The organism is Mitsuaria sp. RG, from assembly GCF_028369275.1.
GTDB lineage: Bacteria > Pseudomonadota > Gammaproteobacteria > Pseudomonadales > Pseudomonadaceae > Aquipseudomonas > Aquipseudomonas peradeniyensis.
This window is the reverse complement of sequence record NZ_JAQMYQ010000056.1, coordinates 18,743-34,872: the sequence shown is the minus strand read 5'-3', so window position 1 is coordinate 34,872 and position 16,130 is coordinate 18,743. Positions and strand designations below refer to the sequence as shown.

Annotated in this window: 13 protein-coding genes and 1 pseudogene; 7 read left to right on the top strand and 7 right to left on the bottom strand. The window is 64.4% G+C overall.

All coding sequences use genetic code 11. The features are described from left to right. Window positions 1–153: 153 nt before the first annotated feature. Together rho and trxA are read right to left on the bottom strand one after the other, a co-directional pair. Window positions 154–1,413 carry a transcription termination factor Rho gene (gene rho / locus POF53_RS23120; protein ID WP_011536308.1) on the bottom strand — a complete coding sequence of 420 codons (1,260 nt, stop codon included), beginning with the start codon at window positions 1,411–1,413 and terminating at the stop codon, window positions 154–156. Window positions 1,414–1,722: 309 nt separating this feature from the next. Then, window positions 1,723–2,052 carry a thioredoxin TrxA gene (gene trxA, locus POF53_RS23115; RefSeq protein WP_203649511.1) on the bottom strand — a complete coding sequence of 110 codons (330 nt, stop codon included), beginning with the start codon at window positions 2,050–2,052 and terminating at the stop codon, window positions 1,723–1,725. 157 nt (window positions 2,053–2,209) lie between these two features. On the opposite strand from trxA, the gene ppx reads away from it, so the two are divergent. Further along, complete coding sequence (ppx, locus tag POF53_RS23110) at window positions 2,210–3,799, top strand: exopolyphosphatase (protein WP_498969599.1); 1,590 nt, start codon at window positions 2,210–2,212, stop codon at window positions 3,797–3,799. A gap of 125 nt (window positions 3,800–3,924) precedes the next feature. On the opposite strand, the gene ppk1 is transcribed toward ppx, so the two are convergent. Continuing rightward, a complete protein-coding gene (gene ppk1 / locus POF53_RS23105) occupies window positions 3,925–6,165 on the bottom strand; it encodes a polyphosphate kinase 1 (protein ID WP_203649509.1) in 2,241 nt (746 codons plus the stop codon). A 19-nt stretch (window positions 6,166–6,184) separates the two neighbouring features. After that, complete coding sequence (gene hemB, locus POF53_RS23100; RefSeq protein ID WP_198745209.1) at window positions 6,185–7,195, bottom strand: porphobilinogen synthase; 1,011 nt, start codon at window positions 7,193–7,195, stop codon at window positions 6,185–6,187. A 54-nt stretch (window positions 7,196–7,249) separates the two neighbouring features. Here hemB and POF53_RS23095 point away from each other — a divergent pair. Further along, window positions 7,250–7,807 (top strand): annotated as a pseudogene (locus POF53_RS23095) (DedA family protein); the annotation flags it as partial. Between the two features lie 72 nt (window positions 7,808–7,879). On the opposite strand, the gene POF53_RS23090 reads toward POF53_RS23095, so the two are convergent. Beyond that, window positions 7,880–9,175, bottom strand: a complete 1,296-nt coding sequence (locus POF53_RS23090) for a sterol desaturase family protein (RefSeq protein ID WP_498969596.1) — start codon at window positions 9,173–9,175, stop codon at window positions 7,880–7,882. A gap of 113 nt (window positions 9,176–9,288) precedes the next feature. On the opposite strand from POF53_RS23090, the gene elbB reads away from it, so the two are divergent. After that, the gene (gene elbB / locus POF53_RS23085; protein ID WP_498969594.1) at window positions 9,289–9,957 is read left to right on the top strand and encodes an isoprenoid biosynthesis glyoxalase ElbB; all 669 of its coding nucleotides are present in this window, start codon (window positions 9,289–9,291) and stop codon (window positions 9,955–9,957) included. Window positions 9,958–10,072: 115 nt separating this feature from the next. Here the strand turns inward: elbB and POF53_RS23080 are convergent, their stop codons facing one another. Together POF53_RS23080 and POF53_RS23075 are read right to left on the bottom strand one after the other, a co-directional pair. Further along, entirely contained in the window at window positions 10,073–10,525 is a 453-nt protein-coding gene (locus tag POF53_RS23080) for a YaiI/YqxD family protein (protein WP_203649495.1), read from the bottom strand. Window positions 10,526–10,672: 147 nt separating this feature from the next. Further along, a complete protein-coding gene (locus tag POF53_RS23075; protein WP_498969592.1) occupies window positions 10,673–12,583 on the bottom strand; it encodes a cytochrome c/FTR1 family iron permease in 1,911 nt (636 codons plus the stop codon). Window positions 12,584–12,905: 322 nt separating this feature from the next. On the opposite strand from POF53_RS23075, the gene POF53_RS23070 reads away from it, so the two are divergent. The 4 genes from POF53_RS23070 to POF53_RS23055 are packed head-to-tail and all read left to right on the top strand — an operon-like array spanning window position 12,906 to window position 16,036. After that, on the top strand, window positions 12,906–14,297 hold the full coding sequence (locus tag POF53_RS23070; protein ID WP_203649491.1) for a COG3014 family protein: 1,392 nt from the start codon (window positions 12,906–12,908) through the stop codon (window positions 14,295–14,297). Between the two features lie 14 nt (window positions 14,298–14,311). Next, window positions 14,312–14,680, top strand: coding sequence for a YcfL family putative periplasmic lipoprotein (locus POF53_RS23065; protein ID WP_186716015.1), 369 nt, complete (start codon window positions 14,312–14,314; stop codon window positions 14,678–14,680). Window positions 14,681–14,701: 21 nt separating this feature from the next. Then, a complete protein-coding gene (lpoB, locus tag POF53_RS23060) occupies window positions 14,702–15,289 on the top strand; it encodes a penicillin-binding protein activator LpoB (protein ID WP_110735582.1) in 588 nt (195 codons plus the stop codon). A gap of 3 nt (window positions 15,290–15,292) precedes the next feature. After that, window positions 15,293–16,036 carry a penicillin-binding protein activator LpoB gene (locus POF53_RS23055; RefSeq protein WP_232854968.1) on the top strand — a complete coding sequence of 248 codons (744 nt, stop codon included), beginning with the start codon at window positions 15,293–15,295 and terminating at the stop codon, window positions 16,034–16,036. Window positions 16,037–16,130 lie beyond the last annotated feature (94 nt).

Below are 16,130 nucleotides of genomic sequence, written 5' to 3'. Positions count from 1 at the left end.
CCGCGGTGTTTTGGGGAAAAAACTGAACTGGGGCCGCTACGCGCCCCATCGCGGCACAAGGCCGCTCCTACAGGGGGATGGATAATCCTGTAGGAGCGGCCTTGTGCCGCGATGGGCTGCGCAGCAGCCCCTATCAGTTCCGGCCTGAAACGCTTACTTGCGCTTCATCGACAGGAAGAACTCGTCGTTGGTCTTGGTCTGCTTGAGCTTGTCGACCAGGAACTCGATGGCGGCGATCTCGTCCATCGGGTGCAGCAGCTTGCGCAGGATCCACATGCGCTGCAGTTCGTCGTCGGCGGTCAGCAGCTCTTCGCGGCGGGTACCGGACTTGTTGATGTTGATGGCCGGGAACACACGCTTCTCGGCGATGCGACGGTCCAGGGGCAGCTCCATGTTGCCGGTACCCTTGAACTCTTCGTAGATCACTTCGTCCATCTTCGAGCCAGTCTCGACCAGCGCGGTGGCGATGATGGTCAGCGAACCGCCTTCCTCGATGTTACGTGCAGCACCGAAGAAGCGCTTCGGCTTCTCCAGGGCGTGGGCGTCGACACCACCGGTCAGGACCTTGCCGGAGCTCGGGATCACGGTGTTGTAGGCACGGGCCAGACGGGTGATCGAGTCGAGCAGGATGACCACGTCCTTCTTGTGCTCGACCAGGCGCTTGGCCTTCTCGATGACCATCTCGGCGACCTGCACGTGGCGGGTCGGCGGCTCGTCGAAGGTCGAGGCAACCACTTCGCCGCGCACGGTGCGCTGCATCTCGGTCACTTCTTCCGGGCGCTCATCGATCAGCAGGACAATCAAATGGCACTCGGGGTTGTTACGGGTGATGTTGGCCGCGATGTTCTGCAGCATGATGGTCTTGCCCGCTTTCGGCGGGGCGACGATCAGGCCGCGCTGGCCCTTGCCGATCGGGGCGCACAGGTCGATGACGCGACCGGTGAGGTCTTCGGTGGAACCGTTGCCGGCTTCCATCTTCAGGCGCTTGTTGGGGAACAGCGGCGTCAGGTTTTCGAAGAGAATCTTGTTCTTCGCGTTTTCCGGACGGTCGAAGTTGATGGTGTCGACCTTCAGCAGTGCGAAGTAACGCTCGCCTTCCTTCGGTGGACGGATCTTGCCGACGATGGTGTCGCCGGTGCGCAGGTTGAAACGACGGATCTGGCTGGGCGAGACATAGATGTCGTCAGGGCCGGCCAGGTAGGAGGCATCCGCCGAGCGCAGGAAACCGAAACCATCCTGGAGAATCTCCAGCACGCCGTCACCGGAGATCTCTTCGCCGCTTTTCGCATGCTTTTTCAGCAGGGCGAAAATCACGTCCTGTTTGCGCGAACGGGCCATGTTTTCGATGCCCATCTGTTCGGCCATTTCCAAAAGATCGGTAATCGGCTTTTGCTTGAGTTCTGTCAGGTTCATAAGGGGAGTGACGTAATCATGTAAGGAAGGGAGAAATTAAGCGTTGGCTTAATGAGGCCGCGCCGCTAGATGGCGACAGGATCGCGTACTGATTCGAATTAGGGATGCTTCGGCGACGGCGTGCAGAGGGCACTGGAGAAGCAGTGCGAGGCCGAATGTAACACTTGCTTTTTTCGACGTCTAGTGGTTTTGACCACCGTTTTCCGGGGCTATCCGTCTGGATGGGCGCGATAGCGGGGCTCGCCAGCCCTCAGGGAAAATGCCTACAACAGATAAAGAAAAGCCCCGCATTTGCGGGGCTTTGTCACATCACACGTTGGCGTCGAGGAACGCCTTGAGCTGCGACTTGGACAGCGCGCCGACCTTGGTGGCCTCGACGTTGCCGTTCTTGAACAGCATCAGCGTCGGGATGCCACGCACGCCGTGCTTGGCGGGGGTTTCGGCGTTTTCGTCGATGTTCAGCTTGGCGATGGTCACCTTGCCCTGGTATTCAGAGGCGATGTCGTCCAGCACCGGAGCGATCATCTTGCATGGGCCGCACCATTCAGCCCAGTAGTCGACCAGCACCGCGCCTTCAGCCTTGAGTACGTCGGCTTCGAAGCTGGCGTCGGTGACATGTTTGATAAGATCGCTGCTCATGGATATCTCCAGGTCGTAAGCATAAAAAAACGTTGCCCATCATAGCCGCACCCTGGCGCGACAGGAAGCCACAGCTGATTGAGTGTAACTATAGTTGTGCAAGACGCCACGAATCGAAACCGTCATGTCACGGTCATAACATTGCTATGACATTGCCATGCATCAAGCCTTGCCGTGCCGCTCGTTGGCGTATGCCCGCGATCGTGGCACGATTGCCGGGTTAACGACCGAGAACCTCCAGACCATGCCGCACACCACCGCGAAGAACCTGTCTCTGATCGCCGCCATCGACCTGGGCTCCAACAGCTTCCACATGGTCGTGGCCAAGGCCCATCACACGGAAATCCGCATCCTCGAAAGGCTTGGAGAAAAGGTTCAGCTCGCCGCCGGTATCGACGATGAGCGCAAGCTCAGCGAAGAAGCCATGGAGCGCGGCCTGGAATGCCTCAAGCGCTTCGCCCAGCTGATCAACGGCATGCCCCAGGGTTCGGTGCGCATCGTCGGCACCAACGCCCTGCGCGAAGCGCGCAACCGCAATGAATTCATCCTGCGCGCCGAAGCCATTCTCGGCCACCCGGTCGAGGTCATCTCCGGCCGTGAAGAGGCGCGCCTGATCTACCTGGGCGTGTCCCACACCCTGGCCGACACCCCCGGCAAGCGCCTGGTTGCCGACATCGGCGGCGGCAGCACCGAGTTCATCATCGGCCAGCGTTTCGAGCCGCTGCTGCGCGAAAGCCTGCAGATGGGCTGCGTGAGCTTCACCCAGCGCTACTTCCGTGACGGCAAGATCACCCCGGCGCGCTACGCCCAGGCCTACACCGCCGCGCGCCTGGAACTGATGAGCATCGAGAACGCCCTGCACCGCCTGACCTGGGACGAGGCCATCGGCTCGTCCGGGACCATCCGCGCCATCGCCGCGGCGATCAAGGCCATCGGCCAGGGCAGCGGCGAGGTCAACGCCGAGGGCCTGGCGGCGGTCAAGCGCAAGCTGTTCAAGCTCGGCGAGACCGACAAGATCGACTTCGAAGGGGTCAAGCCCGATCGGCGGACCATCTTCCCGGCGGGCCTGGCCATCCTAGAGGCGATCTTCGACGCCCTGGAGCTGCAGCGCATGGACCACTGCGACGGCGCCCTGCGCGAAGGCGTGCTGTTCGACCTGCTGGGCCGCCATCACCACGAGGACGTGCGCGAACGCACCCTGAACTCGCTGATGGAGCGCTACCACGTCGACCAGGGCCAGGCCGCGCGCGTGGAGCGCAAGGCACTGCACGCCTTCGACCAGGTGGCCGCAGCGTGGGACCTGGAGCACGGAAACTGGCGTGATCTGCTGGGTTGGGCGGCGAAAATCCATGAAATCGGACTGGATATTGCCCATTACCACTACCACAAGCACGGTGCCTACCTGATCGAGCACTCCGACCTGTCAGGGTTCTCCCGCGAGGACCAGCAGATGATGGCCCTGCTGGTGCGTGGCCACCGCCGCAACATTCCCAAGGACAAGTTTGCCGAGTTCGGCGACGAAGGCGTCAAGCTGATCCGCCTGTGCGTGCTGCTGCGCTTCGCCATCCTGTTCCACCATATCCGCGGTACCCAGCAGATGCCCAAGGTGGAACTGCAGGCAGGCGACAACAGCCTGGAGGTGGTATTCCCGAGTGGCTGGCTGGAACAGAACCAGCTGACCCAGGCTGACTTTGCCAACGAGGCGGAGTGGCTGGCGCGGGTCAATTTTGTTCTCAGCGTCCGGTAAACCGCGGGGCATGGCACCGGCTGCGCCGGTGTTCGCGGCACAAGGCCGCTCCTACAGGCGATAGTGGCCCCTGTAGGAGCGGCCTTGTGCCGCGAAAGGGCCGCAAAGCGGCCCCCATATCGGTACTACCGAACGTTCAGCACCGGATTGCTCAGCCGCTCCAGCAGCGTCGCCTGCACGCTGCGCGGATTCTGGTTGCCGGTCGGCGTGCTGCGCACGTAGCGCCCGTCCGGCTGCAGGGTCCAGGCCTGGGTGTTGTCGGTCAGGTAACCCTCCAGCTCCTTCTTCACCCGCAACAGCAGCTTCTTGCCCTCCACCGGGAAGCAGGTCTCGACGCGCTTGTCGAGGTTGCGCTCCATCCAGTCGGCGCTGGACAGGTAGATCTGCTCCTCGCCGCCATTGAGGAAGTAGAACACCCGGGTGTGCTCGAGGAAGCGGCCGATGATCGAGCGCACGTGGATGTTGTGCGACACCCCCGGGATGCCCGGGCGCAAGCAGCACATGCCGCGCACCACCAGGTCGATGCGCACGCCCGACTGGCTGGCCTTGTACAGCGCCTTGATGATCTTCGCGTCGGTCAACGAATTGAACTTGGCGATGATGTGCGCCGGCTTGCCTTCCAGGGCGAACTGAGTCTCCCGGGCGATCATGTCGAGCATGCCCTTCTTCAGGGTGAAGGGCGCGTGCAGCAGCTTCTTCATGCGCAGGGTCTTGCCCATGCCGATCAGCTGGCTGAACAGCTTGCCGACGTCCTCGGTGAGGGCGTCGTCGGAGGTCAACAGGCTGTAGTCGGTGTACAGGCGGGCGTTACCGGCGTGGTAGTTGCCGGTGCCCAGGTGCGCGTAGCGGACGATCTCGCCCTGCTCGCGGCGCAGGATCAGCATCATCTTGGCGTGGGTCTTGAAGCCGACCACGCCGTAGATCACCACCGCGCCGGCGGCCTGCAGGCGGCTGGCCATCTGCAGGTTGGACTCTTCGTCGAAACGCGCGCGCAGTTCGATCACCGCGGTGACCTCCTTGCCGTTACGCGCCGCGTCCACCAGGGCGTCGACGATCTCCGAGTTGGCGCCCGAGCGGTACAGGGTCTGGCGCACGGCGAGTACATGCGGGTCCTTGGCGGCCTGGCGCAGCAGGTCGATCACCGGGGTGAACGACTCGAACGGGTGCATCAGCAGCACGTCCTGCTTGCCGATCACGCTGAAGATGTTGTCGGCGTTCTGCAGCAGCTTGGGGATCGCCGGGGTGAACGGCGTGTACTGCAGCTCCGGGTGGCTGTCGAGGCCGGTGATGCTGAACAGGCGGGTCAGGTTGACCGGCCCGTTGACCTGGTACAGCTCGCTCTCGCTCAAGCTGAACTGCTTGAGCAGGTAGTCGGAGAGGTGTTTCGGGCAGGTGTCGGCCACCTCGAGACGCACGGCATCGCCGTAGCGGCGCGAGAACAGCTCGCCGCGCAGGGCGCGGGCCAGGTCGTCGACTTCCTCGGAGTCCAGCGCCAGGTCGGCGTTACGGGTCAGGCGGAACTGGTAGCAGCCCTTGACCTTCATGCCCTGGAACAGGTCGTCGGCGTGGGCGTGGATCATCGACGACAGGAACACATAATTGTCGCCCGGGCCGCCGACCTCTTCCGGCACGCGGATGACCCGCGGCAGCAGGCGCGGTGCCGGGATGATCGCCAGACCCGAATCGCGGCCGAAGGCGTCGACACCCTCGAGCTCGACGATGAAATTCAGGCTCTTGTTCACCAGCAGCGGGAACGGGTGGGTCGGGTCGAGGCCGATCGGGGTGATGATCGGCGCGATCTCGTCGCGGAAGTAACGGCGTACCCAGGTCTTGAGCTTGGGCGTCCAGTAGCGCCGGCGGATGAAGCGAATGGCGTGCTTCTCCAGCTCCGGCAGCAGCACGTCGTTGAGGATCGCATATTGGCGGTCCACCTCGATGTGCACCAGCTCGCTGATGCGCGCCAGCGCCTGGTGCGGCTGCAGGCCGTCGGCGCCGGCCTGTTCGCGGGCGAAGTTGATCTGCTTCTTCAGGCCCGCCACGCGGATCTCGAAGAACTCGTCGAGGTTGCTGGAGAAGATCAGCAGGAACTTCAGGCGCTCGAGCAGCGGATACGACTCATCCAGCGCCTGCTCCAGCACGCGGATGTTGAACTGCAGCTGCGAGAGCTCGCGATGAATGTACAGGCTGCTGTCGTCCAGGCTCGGCACGGCGATCGCCGGAGCCGGCGCAGGCGCGGGTGCCGGGGCGGCTTCGGCGACCGCTTCCGGTTCCACTACCGCTGGCAGGTCGGGCGGGGTCTGCACCATCTCTTCGGGCACGGCCTGGGCATCCTTGATCTCGACAGGGGTTAGCACTTCGTTATTCATCTGACGTTCCTGGAGGGCGTTACTGCCCTCTCATCAATTGAGCGGCACGCACGGCGAAATAGGTCAGGATGCCATCAGCGCCTGCCCGTTTGAAAGCGGTGAGGGATTCGAGGATCACGGCCTCGCTGAGCCAGCCGTTCTGGATCGCGGCCATGTGCATGGCGTACTCGCCGCTGACCTGGTAGGCGAAGGTCGGCACCTTGAACTCGGCTTTCACTCGGTGAACGATGTCCAGGTACGGCATGCCCGGCTTGACCATGACCATGTCGGCGCCTTCGGCGAGGTCGGTGGCCACTTCGTGCAGGGCCTCGTCGCTGTTGGCCGGGTCCATCTGGTAGGAGGCCTTGTTGGCCTTGCCCAGGTTCAGCGCCGAGCCGACCGCGTCGCGGAACGGGCCGTAGTAGGCACTGGCGTACTTGGCCGAGTAGGCCATGATGCGCACGTTGACGTAGCCGGTCTCTTCCAGGGCCTGGCGGATCGCGCCAAGGCGACCGTCCATCATGTCCGACGGGGCCACCACCTGGGCACCGGCCTCGGCGTGGGACAGCGCCTGACGCACCAGGGCCTCGACGGTGATGTCGTTCTGCACGTAGCCCTCTTCATCGAGGATGCCGTCCTGACCATGGGTGGTGAACGGGTCCAGAGCGACGTCGGTGATCACCCCCAGCTCCGGGAAGCGGGCACGCAGGGCGCGGGTGGCGCGCTGGGCGATGCCGTCCGGGTTCCAGGCTTCGGCGCCGTCGAGGGACTTTTTCTCGGTCGGGGTCACCGGGAACAGCGCCAGCGCTGGAATACCCAGCTCCACCCAGCCCTGTGCGGCTTCCAGCAGCAGGTCGATCGACAGGCGCTCTACGCCCGGCATGGACGGTACTTCTTCGCGACGGCCCTCGCCGTCCAGCACGAATACCGGAAGAATCAGGTCATCGACGGTCAGGGTGTTTTCGCGAACCAGACGACGGGAAAATTCATCCCGGCGGTTGCGACGCAGGCGGGTGGCAGGAAACAGACGGTTGGCGGGGGTAAAGCTCACGGCAGACTCCTGAGCCCGCGCGGGCGGGCAGCGCGACAGTTATAAGCGGCCATTATGACGCCTGTGTTACATCCTTACGCAACCCTGCGACTTGTGGCCGCAGTCATTGTCGTTGCAGGGAATCTTCACGTCGAGACACATTTGGACACTTTCCCCAGCGCGCCTGAAGGGGTAGGCTGCGCGTTCATTTCGCCAGCACGCCAGAAAATGCTTCAACAATTCCTGAACGATTTCGGCTACTTTGCCCTTTTTCTCGGCACGTTCTTCGAGGGCGAGACCATCCTGGTGCTCGCGGGCTTTCTTGCGTTCCGCGAATACATGGACATCAAGCTGGTGGTGCTGGTGGCCTTCTGCGGCAGCTACGCCGGCGACCAGTTGTGGTACTTCATGGGCCGCCGCCACGGGCGCAAGATCCTCGCCCGCAAGCCGCGCTGGCAGGCCATGGGTGACCGGGCGCTGGAGCACATCCGCCGCCATCCGGACATCTGGGTGCTGAGTTTCCGCTTCGTCTACGGCCTGCGTACGGTGATGCCAGTGGCTATCGGCCTGTCCGGCTACCCGCCGCGCCGCTACCTGCTGCTCAACGGCATCGGCGCCGCGGTGTGGGCCCTGGCCCTGGGCCTGGCGGCCTACCACTTCGGCGCCATTCTCGAAGGCATGCTCGGCAGCATCAAGAAGTACGAGCTATGGGTGCTCGGCGGCCTGCTGGTGCTGGGCCTGGCGCTCTGGCTGCGTCGACGTTTTCGCAACCTCCGCGCCGAGCGCCGCGCGGCTGCAGAAGGCCAGGCCGCCGACGCTGAGCAGGCTGTAGCCCAGCAGCAGCCACCAGAACACGGGCGTGACCAGCACTAAGCCGAGCGCGCCGGCCAGATACAGCGCCGGCGTATTCGACAGCAGCCGTGCCAGTTCCATGCGCCCTGCCCAGGGCCGGTCCTCCAGCGCCGCCCCCAGCACGAACAGCCCGAACGCCATCACCGTCCAGCCCAATACCAGGGCTGCAGGCGCCACCTGCTCCGCCACCTCCATCAGATAGCTGCCCAACGCCACATAGACCGCGAACTGCACGGTGACGTACACCTGCCGCGCGCCGCCCAGGGGAATCGCGAACTTGCGAAACGCCGCCAGGTCCTGCTTGGGCTGTGGATAAGCGGCGGCCACATCCGCCGGGCGCCAGCCGGTGGGCATGAACCAGATGCGCAGCTTGTCCCACCAGCTGCCGGCGCGACGGGCGTCATGCCAGAGCTGGGCGTAGAACTGCACGTTGGCCCACAGCGGGTTCCAACTGGCCAGCGGCGTGGTCACGCCGAAGATCACCGGCTCGCGCTCGTCCTCCTCCTGGAAGGTGCCGAACAGTCGGTCCCAGATTATGAACACGCCGCCGTAATTGCGATCCAAGTACAAAGGATTCTGTGCATGGTGGACGCGATGGTTGGACGGCGTGATGAAGATCCACTCCAGCCAGCCCAGCTTGGGCACATGGCGGGTGTGCACCCAGAACTGGTACAGCAGGTTCAGCGACGCCACGGTGATGAACACCAGCGGCGGCACGCCCAGCAGCGCCAGCGGCAGGTAGAAGATCCAGGAGAACAGGAAGCCGCTGCTGGTCTGGCGCAGGGCGGTGGTGAGGTTGTATTCCTCGCTCTGGTGGTGCACCGAGTGCGCGGCCCACAGCACATTGCGCTCGTGGCCCAGGCGGTGCAGCCAGTAGTAGCAGAGGTCGTAGAGCACGAAGGCGACCACCCACACCCACCAGGCATCGGCCGGCAGGCGCAGCCAGGCCAGGTGCTCCCAGGCCACGGCATAGGTGACCAGCCCCACCCCTTTGGTCAGAAGCCCCGTGCTGGTGGACAGCGCGCCGGTGCTCAGGCTGTTGATCGAGTCGGCGAGCTGGTAGTTACGCCGCCCGCGCACGCGATCGGCGATCAGCTCCACCGCGATCAGCACGAAGAAGAACGGCACGGCCAGCAGAATCAGGTCCATGAACGGCCACCTCCAAGGTTGTCCACGAAGATTAGGCCCGCCGAAGGGCAAATCCCATGGCTACATCTGCCAAACTAGAGGACATTTAGCGCCTCGACACTGGAGTATTGAGCATGACGAAAAAAGTTGCGGTGATTCTGTCCGGTTGCGGCGTGTACGACGGCGCCGAGATCCACGAGAGCGTGATCACCCTGCTGCGCCTGGACCAGCGTGGCGCCCAGGTGCAGTGCTTCGCGCCGAACATTGCGCAGATGCATGTGATCGACCACCTGACCGGGGAAGAGATGCCCGAGTCGCGCAACGTGTTGGTGGAATCGGCGCGTATCGCCCGTGGCGAGGTCAAGGACATCCGCGAGGCCAGTGTCGAGGAGTTCGACGCCCTCATCGTTCCCGGCGGCTTCGGTGCGGCCAAGAATCTCTCCAACTTTGCCGTCGAAGGCGACAAGTGCAGCGTACAGCCGGACGTGCTGGCCCTGGCCGAAGCCTTCGCCGAGGCAGGCAAGCCGGTTGGCCTGATCTGCATCTCGCCGGCCCTTGCGGCGAAGATCTACGGCCCAGGCGTGGTCTGCACCATCGGCAACGACGCCGGCACCAGCGCGGCGGTGGTGAAGATGGGCGGTACCCATGAGGAATGCGATGTGCACGATATCGTCGAGGATACCCAGCGCAAGCTGGTGACTACCCCGGCGTATATGCTGGCCAAGTCGATCAGCGAAGCGGCGGGCGGCATCTACAAGCTGGTGGATCGGGTGCTGGAACTGACCCACGAGAACGATAAGTAAGGCACTGGGGCGCTACGCACCCCTTTCGCGGCGCAAGGCCGCTCCTACAGGCGGATCGCGTTTCCTTGTAGGAGCGGCCTTGTGCCGCGATGGCCGGCGCAGCAGGCCCGGGCAACTACAGCTTCGACAATCGGGTGATAACCCGGTCCAGCGCATTGGCGAACGCCTGCTTCTCGCGTTCACCATAGGGCGCCTGGCCACCGCCGACCTGGCCCTGCTCACGCAGTTCGGTGAACAGGTTGCGTACCGCCAGGCGCTCGCCCATGTTGCGCTCGTCGAACTCGCGACCGCGCGGATCCAGCGCCGCCACGCCCTTCTTGATCAGCCGGTCGGCCAGCGGCACGTCGCTGCAGATCACCAGTTCGCCGGGCTCGGCGTTCTCCACCAGGTAGTCATCGGCAGCATCCATGCCGCTGGGCACCACGATCAGCCGCACGCAGGCGAAGGCCGGCTTGATCTGCGGCTGGCCGGCCACCATCACCACTTCGAGCTTGCGCTTGAGGGCGAACTTGACGATCAGGTCCTTGGCCGCCTTGGGGCAGGCGTCGGCATCGATCCATACACGCATTGGTTGTTTCCTGGGTTTGGCGGATAGCCATTGTCGCAGGTTCGGCCCTTTCGCGGGTAAACCCGCTCCCACAGGGAACTCACCACTGCTGAAGACAGCGCAGCACCTGTGGGAGGGGGATTACCCGCGAAGAAACCACCACTGATCTCAGCTGGCCGCCGCCCGGCGCTTCTCGGCCAACCGGCTGCGCCCATAGAGGAACACGATGGCCAGCAACGCCAGCGCCTGCGCACCCAGCGAATAAGCGTCGGCGTGGATTCCCAGCCAGTCGAACTCGAAGAACGCCACCGGCCGCGTACCCAGCACGCCGGCCTCCTGCAGCGCCTTGACGCCATGCCCGGCGAACACCACCGACAGCGCGCACAGCAAAGCGGCGTTGATGCTGAAGAACAACGACAGCGGCAGCTTGGCCGAGCCGCGCAGGATCACCCAGGCCAGGCCCACCAGCAGCACCAGCGCCGTGGCGCCGCCCGCCAGCACCGCCTGATGGCCAGCCGGACCGGCCTGCAGCCACAGGGTCTCGTAGAACAGGATCACCTCGAACAGCTCGCGGTACACCGAGAAGAACGCCAGCACGGCAAAACCGAAACGCCCGCCGCCACTGACCAGGCTGCTCTTGATGTAGTCCTGCCAGGCGGCGGCGTGGCGGCGATCGTGCATCCACACGCCAAGCCACAGCACCATCACCGCGGCGAACAGCGCCGTGCAGCCTTCGAGCAGCTCGCGCTGCGCACCGCCGACGTCGATCACATAGGCCGCCAGGGCCCAGGTGGCGAAACCGGCGACCAGCGCCAGGCCCCAGCCGATATTGACGCTGCGCACCGCCGACTGCTGGCCGGTGTTGCGCAGGAAGGCCAGGATCGCCGCCAGCACCAGGATCGCCTCCAGGCCCTCGCGCAGCAGGATCAGCAGGCCGGAAATGTAGCTCAGCGACCAGCTCAGGCCATCGCTGCCCAGTAGCTTGGACGCCTGCTCCAGCTTGGCCTTGGCCTCGGCCAGGCGCTGTTCGGCCTGGGCCACCGGCAAGCCGTCCTGCAACGACTGACGGTAGGCCATCAGCGACTTTTCCGTGTCCTTGCGGGCCTGGGCGTCGATGTTGTCGAGGGAGCTTTCCACCAGTTCGAAGCCTTCCAGGTAGGCCGCCACCGACAGGTCGTAGGCCTGGTCGTGGTCGCCGGCGCGGTAGGCCGCCAGACTCTTGTCCAGAGTGCTGGAGGTGTATTCGAGCAGCTGTGCCGGGCCACGCTTGACCTGCGGCGGCTGCGCCCGCTGGGCGCGGAACGCGGCCACGGCATCCGCGCCTTCGCTGGCGGCGACTTCGGCCGGGGTCTGCCGGGCCAGGTCGGCGATGTTCCAGGTCTTGCCGCCCTTGGCCGCCTGCGGATCGGCGGTGAAACTGGCGATATAGGCCGCCACGTCCCAGCGCTGGCGCTCGTCGAGCTGGTCGGCGAACGACGGCATCTCGGTGCCTTCGATGCCCAACCCGAGGGTGTTGTACAGGTCGAACAGGCTCAACTGGTCGAGGCGCCCGGCATCGCGCAGGTTGGCTGGCGCAGGCTCCAGGCCGACCCCGGCCGGGCCGTCGCCGAGGCCCGTGTCACCATGACAGATCGAGCAATTCTGCGCATACAGCGAAGCGCCGCGAGCAGGATCGGGGGTGATCACCGGGGCCTGGCTGACCTCGTAGGCCACTGCCAGGCGCGCACCCAGTTGCCGGGCCTGGCGGGCGACGGCGGCACCGTCCTGACGCTGGTCGATGGCCTGACGCAGGCTCTGCACGCCCTGTTCCAGGGCGCCGCGCTCGGCATGCTCGGGCAGGCCCTTGACCAGCTCGGCCAGCACGCCACTGAACTCCTGCTGCTCGCGGTATTCCCCGTCGTCCACCACCTTGCCGTCGCGCACGGTCGGCGGGTAGTCGGCACCGATGTAGTCCAGCAGGTGCAGCGCCTTGGTCGCCTCGGCAGGCGCTTCGGCCAGCGTCGGGAGGCTGCACAGCGCCAGCACCGGGCCAAGCAACAGGGCAGGCAGCCAGGCAGGCAGACGGAAACGAGAAATCATGGCCAATCTCGACGGAAATACGAAAGAGAACATTGTTCACTTCCACTCTCCCCCGCTCAAGGCTCAGGGGCAGATTTCATGAAAAATCTTGAGACAAATTGACGGAACACCCGCTGGGAACGGTTTTTTCCGACTGATGGCATCAACCTAAAAATGCGAAGCAATTCGCCATCACCCCGCTACTACTTTGGGTATAATCCCGCGCCGCCGTAATAGCCATTAGCAATCAAGGCGCCTCCATCGAGAGGTTCTGGCGATAAAACAGAGGGATCTGCCGCCCCCGCCCACGCGGCCAACCGTTTCAGGGAAAGAAGAAAGTCCGATGGTATCCCGCGCCCTCACCCTGGCGACCCTGGTCGCCGCCGTGCAGCTCACCGGCTGCTCGGTGTTCCGCAGCTACGACAGCGAACTGCAGGAGACCAACAAGCAGTTGGCCGCCGGCAACGTCGACGCCGCCCTCGCCCTGCTCGAGAGCAATAACAAGGGCGAGCAGAAAGACCTGCTCTACTACTTCGAAAAAGGCGAGCTGCTGCGCTCCAAGGGTGACCTCAAGGGCAGCCAGGACGCCTGGCGCTCGGCCGACAGCGTGGTGTTCCAGTGGGAAGAGTCGGTCAAGCTCGACACCGACAAGTACCTGAGCCAGTTCGGCAGCTACCTGGTCAACGACAAGGTCCGTCGCTACGAAGGCTATGACTACGAAAAAGTCATGCTGACCACGCAGATGGCCCTGAACCTGCTGGCACAGAACGATTTCGACGGTGCCCGCACCGAGATCAAGAAGACCCACGAGCGCGAGGCGATCATCGCCGAGCTGCGCGACAAGGAGTATCTCAAGCGCGAGGAGCAGGCCGAGAAGGAAGGCATCAAGACCGAGTACAAGGACCTGCAGGGTTACCCGGTCGCCAGCCTCGACGCCCCTGAGGTGGTCGGCCTGAAGAACAGCTACCAGAGCGCCTTCAGCCATTACCTGTCCGGCTATGTCTACGAGGCCCTCGGTGAGAAAGGCCTGGCCGCGCCGGGTTATCGCAAGGCCGCCGAACTGCGCCCGAACACGCCGCTGCTCGACCAGGCACTGCTCGAACTGGACAAGAACAGCGCCAAGGCCGGCGAAAGCGACGTGCTGATCGTGGTGCAGACCGGCCTGGCCCCGGCCCGTGACTCGATCCGCATCCCACTGCCGCTGCCGATCCAGGACAACCTGGTGATCACCCCGCTGTCGTTCCCGATCATCAAGGAAGACACTTCGACCGCGCACGTGGGCGAGATCCAGCTCAACGACAAGGCCCTGGCCCTGACCGCGCTCAACAGCACCACGGCCATGTCGCGCCGCGCCCTGCGCGACGACATGCCGGGCATCATCCTGCGCACCAGCGTACGCGCCATCAGCCGCGGCGTGGCGCAGAAAAACCTGAACAAGGCCAACCCGATGGCCGGGCTGGTGGTGGGCATCGCCTCCACCGTGCTGGAAGGCGCCGATACCCGCACCTGGCGCACCCTGCCCGACGAAACCCAGGTGGCCCGGGTACGCCTCAAGCAAGGCGAACACCACCTGAGCCTGCCATCGAGCCTCGGTGGCACCCAGGTCACCGTGAAGGTCGATCGTCCCTACCAGGTGATCAGCCTGCGCGTGGTCGGCAACCGCGTATTCGCTGGCGGCCCGGCCGTCATCGTCGCCCCGCAGGCCGCAGCCACCGCTGTCGCCAGCCTCAAGTAACCCAAGGATCGAACATGCGCAGAACATGCCTCGCCCTGGCCGCCGTCGCCCTCCTGGCCGGCTGCGCCACCCCGCCCCCTGCCCCCGGCAGCGCCGCCAGCAAGGTGGTGACCATGGGCCAGCTGGATGACATCGAAGTCGGCCAGATGCGCGTCGCCCGCGAAAACGGCTACCTCACCGTCAACGTGGCGCTGACCAACACCAGCCGCAGCAATCGCACGCTCTACTACCGCTTCGCCTGGCTGGGCAACGACGGCTTCCCGGTGGCCGACGAAGAGAGCTGGAAGGCCCTGCCGCTGTACGGCAAGCAGGCCAAGTTCCTCCCCGCCATCGCCCCGACCCCTGCTGCCCGCGACTTCCGCCTCGAAGTCCACACCCGGTAATCCCATTCAGGAGCACGTTCCATGTTTGCACGCCTTTCCCTCGCCGCCATCGCCATCGCCCTGGTCAGCGGCTGCAGCACCCCGTCGCCGGTTCTCGGCGGCAAGAACATCAGCTACGGCGACAGCAAGGCCGTCGAGCTGGTGACCAACGAGTTCGGTTCCACCGACCTGCAGATGATCGCCGAGAGCATGACCCGCTCCCTGGCCCAGTCCGGCGTGCTGCACGGCCGCCCGGTGGTGCAGGTGTACGACGTGAAGAACAAGACCAGCGAGTACATCGATACCCGCGAGATCACCACCTCGATCAAGACCCAACTGATGAAGTCCGGCGCCGCCCGCTTCGCCAGCGACAACACCGAGATGCAGAGCCAGGTCGACCAGCTCAAGCTGCAGAACCAGAGCGGCCTGTACAAGAAGAAGACCGTGGCCAAGACCGGCAACATGATCGCCGCCAAGTACCGCCTGGAAGGTTCGATCAGCTCGATCGTCAAGCGCAGCAGCGACTACAAGGACGTGTTCTACAAGTTCAGCCTGCAGCTGATCGACGTGGAAAGCGGCCTGGCCGAGTGGATGGACGAAAAAGAAATCCGCAAGACCACGGAGCGCTGATCGATGCGTGCATGGATGGCAATCATCGGCCTGGCCTGCGCCTTCGGTGCGCAGGCGGCCCCCAAGGTGGCGGTGACCGACCTGGCCTACCAGGCGCAGGTGGAGGAGTACATCCACACCATCAACGCCCAGAGCAGCGGCCAGGCCGGCATGTACCACGCCAGCGGCCAGTCGAGCTACAGCGAGTACGAGAGCCTCAACAGCTACATCGAGCAGACCGAACTGCGCAAGTTCGGTGGCGACATCAAGGGTGAGATCCTCAAGACCGGCATGTTCCAGCTGGTCCAGGGCCGCCCTTATACCGCCGACTCGAAGGAAGACGTCTACGACGTGATCCGCCGCATCAAGAACGGCGCGTTCAAGGGTGCCGACTACGTGCTGTTCGGCACCCTGTCGGACATCGACTTCCAGCAGGACATCAACTCGCTGGACCACACCGACAGCTACTCGGCGGTGCTGGGCCTGACCGTGGTCGCCGACTTCAGCCTGATCAACACCCGCACCTACGAGATCACCTCGGCGTTCACCGCCATGGGTGAGGGGCAGGACACCAAGTTGGTGAAGGGCCAGGACCGCCGCGTGACGCTGAACCGTCCGCGGGTGGTGCGGGATGTGTCGAAGGCGCTGGGCGAGGATGTGGCGCAGCAGCTGGCCGAGCAGTTGGGCGGTTCCGTGCCCGGGCAGCCGAAGCAGCCACGCGGCCGGGACAACCTGCCGCCGGATGAGCCGGCGCAGGTGCTGAACTAAGCCAGACGCAATCCCTGTAGGAGCGGCCTTGTGCCGCGAAAGGGCTGCAGAGCAGCCCCAGCGATTCATGCATTACTGCTGCCAGGGCCGCTAT

What these genes read in the sequence shown, in the direction of transcription:
- rho (WP_011536308.1), bottom strand. Translation starts at nt 1,413, where the DNA reads ATGAACCTGACAGAACTCAAGCAAAAGCCGATTACCGATCTTTTGGAA.
- elbB (WP_498969594.1), top strand. Translation starts at nt 9,289, where the DNA reads ATGACGAAAAAAGTTGCGGTGATTCTGTCCGGTTGCGGCGTGTACGAC.
- POF53_RS23090 (WP_498969596.1), bottom strand. Translation starts at nt 9,175, where the DNA reads ATGGACCTGATTCTGCTGGCCGTGCCGTTCTTCTTCGTGCTGATCGCG.
- trxA (WP_203649511.1), bottom strand. Translation starts at nt 2,052, where the DNA reads ATGAGCAGCGATCTTATCAAACATGTCACCGACGCCAGCTTCGAAGCC.
- ppx (WP_498969599.1), top strand. Translation starts at nt 2,210, where the DNA reads ATGCATCAAGCCTTGCCGTGCCGCTCGTTGGCGTATGCCCGCGATCGT.
- POF53_RS23070 (WP_203649491.1), top strand. Translation starts at nt 12,906, where the DNA reads ATGGTATCCCGCGCCCTCACCCTGGCGACCCTGGTCGCCGCCGTGCAG.
- POF53_RS23075 (WP_498969592.1), bottom strand. Translation starts at nt 12,583, where the DNA reads ATGATTTCTCGTTTCCGTCTGCCTGCCTGGCTGCCTGCCCTGTTGCTT.
- POF53_RS23065 (WP_186716015.1), top strand. Translation starts at nt 14,312, where the DNA reads ATGCGCAGAACATGCCTCGCCCTGGCCGCCGTCGCCCTCCTGGCCGGC.
- lpoB (WP_110735582.1), top strand. Translation starts at nt 14,702, where the DNA reads ATGTTTGCACGCCTTTCCCTCGCCGCCATCGCCATCGCCCTGGTCAGC.
- POF53_RS23055 (WP_232854968.1), top strand. Translation starts at nt 15,293, where the DNA reads ATGCGTGCATGGATGGCAATCATCGGCCTGGCCTGCGCCTTCGGTGCG.
- ppk1 (WP_203649509.1), bottom strand. Translation starts at nt 6,165, where the DNA reads ATGAATAACGAAGTGCTAACCCCTGTCGAGATCAAGGATGCCCAGGCC.
- POF53_RS23080 (WP_203649495.1), bottom strand. Translation starts at nt 10,525, where the DNA reads ATGCGTGTATGGATCGATGCCGACGCCTGCCCCAAGGCGGCCAAGGAC.